This window comes from Lacimonas salitolerans, assembly GCF_042677865.1.
Classification (GTDB): Bacteria; Pseudomonadota; Alphaproteobacteria; order Rhodobacterales; family Rhodobacteraceae; genus Lutimaribacter; species Lutimaribacter salitolerans.
Genome location: NZ_JBHUDD010000110.1, coordinates 1 through 3877, shown reverse-complemented (window position 1 = coordinate 3877; position 3877 = coordinate 1). Strand labels below are relative to the sequence as shown.

The window sequence follows — 3877 nt, the reverse complement described above, 5'->3', positions numbered from 1 at the left end:
GGATCAAGGTCACCTCCCATTTGGCAACCTTGAATCACTTCGAAGCCGATATGGGAATCCTTAAACGTCAACAGACCCTAGTCCACCCCCGAAAAACGCGCCTCCCCTCCCCATGCGGAGAGGGGCCGGGGGTGCGGGGCTGGCCACGACCGCGCCTCAGCCGCCCGACTTCAACGTCGACAGCAGCAGGCTGGTTTCGCTGGTTGCCACGCCGTCAAAGCGGCGGATCGTGTCCAGCACGCGGTCAAACTGTTCCAGCGTGTCGGTGCCAAGCTCCACGATCAGGTCCCAGCGCCCGTTGGTGGCATGGATCGCCTGAACCTGCGGCAGGCCCGCCAACTGGCGCTTGATACGGTCCGCGCCGCGCCCCTCGATGCCCAGCATCATCAGCCCGCGCACCGGGTCGCGCGCCACATCGCCTTTCAGCAGGACGGTAAAGCCCACGATCTCGCCCGCGCTGCGCAGCTTGTCGATCCGTGCCCGCACGGTGGCGCGTGAGACGCCCAGCTGCGCCGACAGCGACGACAGCGGCGCTCGCGCATCCTGCCGCAGGGCCCGGATCAGGGCGTGGTCCATATCGTCCATTTCGGCACCCTTGACTGTCGCTATGGTGATTCACATCACAATATGCGCAATTTGTCGGCTGTCATCCACCCCGATCCGGCGACATACCCTGTGCAACATAGACAGTAGGAGCCACAGATGACCAACCAGACCTGTATCCTGATCGGCGCGCCGATGGATTGCGGCAAGCGTCGGGCCGGCTGCCTGATGGGGCCGGACGCCTATCGCACCGCCGGCTTGGGCAAGGCATTGGGCGATCTGGGCCACGAGGTGCTGGACATCGGCAACCTGTCTCCTGCCCCGCATGACGCCGATGACCCCGATGCGCATCCCTATGCGCGCAACGCCTGTATCGGCTGGACCCAGTCGCTGATTCTGGCGCCGCAATGGGCAATGGATCAGGGCGTGCCGATCTTCATGGGGGGCGATCACGCGCTGTCGCTGGGCTCGGTCGCGGGGGTCGCGGCCCATGCGGCCCAGAACGGCCGCCCGCAATTCGTGCTGTGGCTGGATGCCCATGCCGATTTCCACACGCCCGAAACGACCACATCGGGCAATCTGCATGGCACGCCGCTGGCCTATGTCACCGGCCAGCCGGGGTTTGACGGCTTTCCACCCGTGACCACCCCGGTGCCGACCGGCAATGTCTGCGTCATCGGGCTGCGATCGGTGGACGGGCCGGAACGCAACGCCCTGCAGGCCACGCGCGTCGCCCGCCACGACATGCGCGAGATCGACGAGAGCGGCATCGCCCGCCCCTTGCAGAATTTCCTGTCCCGCGTGGCCGAGGCGGATGGCGCCTTGCATGTTTCGCTGGACGTGGATTTCCTTGACCCCGCCGTGGCCCCTGCCGTGGGCACCACCGTGCCCGGGGGCGCCACGGTGCGCGAGGCGCATCTGGTCTGCGAAATGCTGCATGACAGCGGGCTTGTCACCTCGATGGACCTGGTGGAACTCAACCCGTTTCTGGACGAGCGCGGGCGCACCGCGCAGCTGATGGTGGACCTGTGCGCCAGCGCCATGGGGCGGCGCGTGTTCGACCGGCCCACCCGCGCCTACGCGTAAGGAGAATGACCATGACCGACCCGTCACAAAAGGCGCTGGTGCCCTTCGTTTCCGTCGCCAACATGATGCGGCTGATCAACCACATCGGCGTGGAAACCATGCTGCGCGAGCTGTCCGAGTATATCGAACAGGATTTCAAACGCTGGGACGCGTTCGACAAGACCCCGCGCGTCGCCAGCCATTCCGAGGTCGGCGTGATCGAGCTGATGCCCACCTCCGACGGTCAGGCCTACGGCTTCAAATACGTCAACGGCCATCCCGGCAACACCCGCGACGGGTTGCAGACCGTCACCGCCTTTGGCTTGCTGGCGGATGTGGCCACGGGATACCCGGTGCTGGTGACGGAAATGACGATCCTGACCGCGCTGCGCACGGCGGCCACCTCGGCCCTTGCGGGGCGCTATCTGACGCCGCAAAATGCACGGGTGATGGCGATGATCGGCAATGGCGCGCAGTCGGAGTTCCAGTGCCTGGCCTTTCATGCGCTGTGCGGCGTGACCGAGGTGCGGCTGTTTGATATCGACCCGGCCGCCACCGCCAAGGTGGTGCGCAATCTGGCGCAGTCCGGCCTGACCGTCGTGCCCTGCGACAGCCCCGAACAGGCGATGGAAGGCGCGCAGATCATCACCACCTGCACCGCCGACAAGGCCTATGCCACCATCCTGACCGACAACATGGTGGGCAGCGGCGTGCACATCAACGCCATCGGCGGCGACTGCCCGGGCAAGACCGAACTGGCCCCAGCGATCCTGCACCGGGCTGATATCTTTGTGGAATACCCCGAACAGACCCGGATCGAGGGCGAGATCCAGCAGCTTGCCCCCGATCACCCGGTGACCGAGCTGTGGCAGGTGATGACCGGACAGGCGCAGGGCCGCCGTAATGCCCAGGCGATCACGCTGTTCGACAGCGTGGGCTTTGCCACCGAGGATTTCAGCGCCCTGCGCTACATCCGCGACCGGATCAAGGGCACCGACATGTACCAGCCGCTGGACCTGCTGGCCGACCCGGACGACCCGCGCGACCTGTTCGGCATGGTGCGCCGGGCGGGGGGATTGTGTGAGTGACTTGATGGAGGGCGTCGAACTGAGGTTGGTGTGGCCTCGGGTGCTTGTGTAAAGGTTTGTGGGGCGGCTGTGCGGGACAGTGCTGACGCTCACCGATACTGTGCTGTTAAATTGAGCGGTTGCGGCATCACCGACTTGGAGAGTGGAAGCCCGCAACAGTCGCACTTCAGGCGCAGCAACAAGGAGGTGATGACTCCCTATCTTCCGTTTTCTACATCAATCAAACACGTCAGCCTACCCTTATTTTCCTGATCCCTACAATACGCGGCTGCCGGTCAAATTGCCGCAAAGGTCAAAGGATACCAGCCGGGGCATTTCATGCTTCACCTTCGGATGAAGTGTGAAGGACACCTTGTCCTTTCCCATCTCCATTCGGGCCACCTCGTGCGTTCCCGCAAACATTGCGGACGGATTCTTCTTCTCGGTCAGCTTTCCCTTCGAGTCCACCAGTGTGAGCACCCGCCGCTTTGCGTCCCAGTGGGCTTTTGGCTCCACCGGCGCCCCTTCTGATTTCTTTCCAAACAATCCGAACATCTGTAATCCTAAATCCTGTGTGCTTTGAGTAATCGATGAGCTTCAGCGACAACGCAGTATTCACGGCTGGTGCACTTCTTCTGCTTGTCGTAGATTGGGCCCTCCTCGATAGGTAAATTTCCTTTAATTGGCTTGGGCATCCTTGGCCTCAGTCAGTCTCGTGCCATTTTCTCACGATATGTTTCGTCCCATTCCCACTGCCCTATCTGCTCCCACTTGTCGGCCTGATCAAAACGCATCCTCTGGACATTGAGCTTCGGCCCCATGGCTGCAATGAGCAGCGCCTCGAGATCGCCGATTGTTGTCGACGTGTCGTCTGTCACGTCCCGGCGCGGCTCGTTCAGCGACAGGATGCCGTGGTCGTTGGGTGTCGCACCGACCGGATTGAATCCGAACCAAGAGAACCGGTCCCACTTGCCGTTGAGATGGTCGCCATGGTGATCGCGGAGGCGTGCTCCGAGTCGGTCGCCTTTAGCCAATCCAACATAAGCAGGCCCATATTCGTCGAAGAGGATGTAGATGCCTTGCTGGCGACGGAAATCCGCAACGCGGATGCTAGGAAGGTGGTCCCTTCGCGATTTGTGTGGGTTAAGGCGCACTGGCCTGTTCAGGGTCGCACCAGATGTTGTTGTCACGACGTGAGGCGC

Annotated in this window: 5 protein-coding genes; 2 read left to right on the top strand and 3 right to left on the bottom strand. The window is 62.8% G+C overall.

Going from position 1 to position 3877, the window contains the following annotated elements; all coding sequences use genetic code 11:
• Window positions 1-156 precede the first annotated feature (156 nt).
• A complete protein-coding gene (locus ACFTOW_RS13770) occupies window positions 157-585 on the bottom strand; it encodes an Lrp/AsnC family transcriptional regulator (RefSeq protein ID WP_379916665.1) in 429 nt (142 codons plus the stop codon).
• A 117-nt stretch (window positions 586-702) separates the two neighbouring features.
• On the opposite strand from ACFTOW_RS13770, the gene rocF reads away from it, so the two are divergent.
• Both rocF and ACFTOW_RS13760 read left to right on the top strand, forming a co-directional pair.
• Window positions 703-1629 carry an arginase gene (rocF, locus tag ACFTOW_RS13765; protein WP_379916663.1) on the top strand — a complete coding sequence of 309 codons (927 nt, stop codon included), beginning with the start codon at window positions 703-705 and terminating at the stop codon, window positions 1627-1629.
• 5 nt (window positions 1630-1634) lie between these two features.
• Window positions 1635-2696 (top strand): ornithine cyclodeaminase, encoded by a 1062-nt coding sequence (locus ACFTOW_RS13760; RefSeq protein WP_379916661.1) that lies wholly within the window; start codon window positions 1635-1637, stop codon window positions 2694-2696.
• A gap of 255 nt (window positions 2697-2951) precedes the next feature.
• On the opposite strand, the gene ACFTOW_RS13755 is transcribed toward ACFTOW_RS13760, so the two are convergent.
• On the bottom strand, window positions 2952-3230 hold the full coding sequence (locus ACFTOW_RS13755; RefSeq protein WP_379916659.1) for a hypothetical protein: 279 nt from the start codon (window positions 3228-3230) through the stop codon (window positions 2952-2954).
• 152 nt (window positions 3231-3382) lie between these two features.
• Window positions 3383-3877 (bottom strand): GIY-YIG nuclease family protein (locus ACFTOW_RS13750; protein WP_379916657.1); only part of this gene is annotated, 495 nt, incomplete at its 5' end.

Coding starts and splice junctions, on each gene's coding strand:
- ACFTOW_RS13770 (WP_379916665.1), bottom strand. CDS start 585: ATGGACGATATGGACCACGCCCTGATCCGGGCCCTGCGGCAGGATGCG.
- rocF (WP_379916663.1), top strand. CDS start 703: ATGACCAACCAGACCTGTATCCTGATCGGCGCGCCGATGGATTGCGGC.
- ACFTOW_RS13760 (WP_379916661.1), top strand. CDS start 1,635: ATGACCATGACCGACCCGTCACAAAAGGCGCTGGTGCCCTTCGTTTCC.
- ACFTOW_RS13755 (WP_379916659.1), bottom strand. CDS start 3,230: ATGTTCGGATTGTTTGGAAAGAAATCAGAAGGGGCGCCGGTGGAGCCA.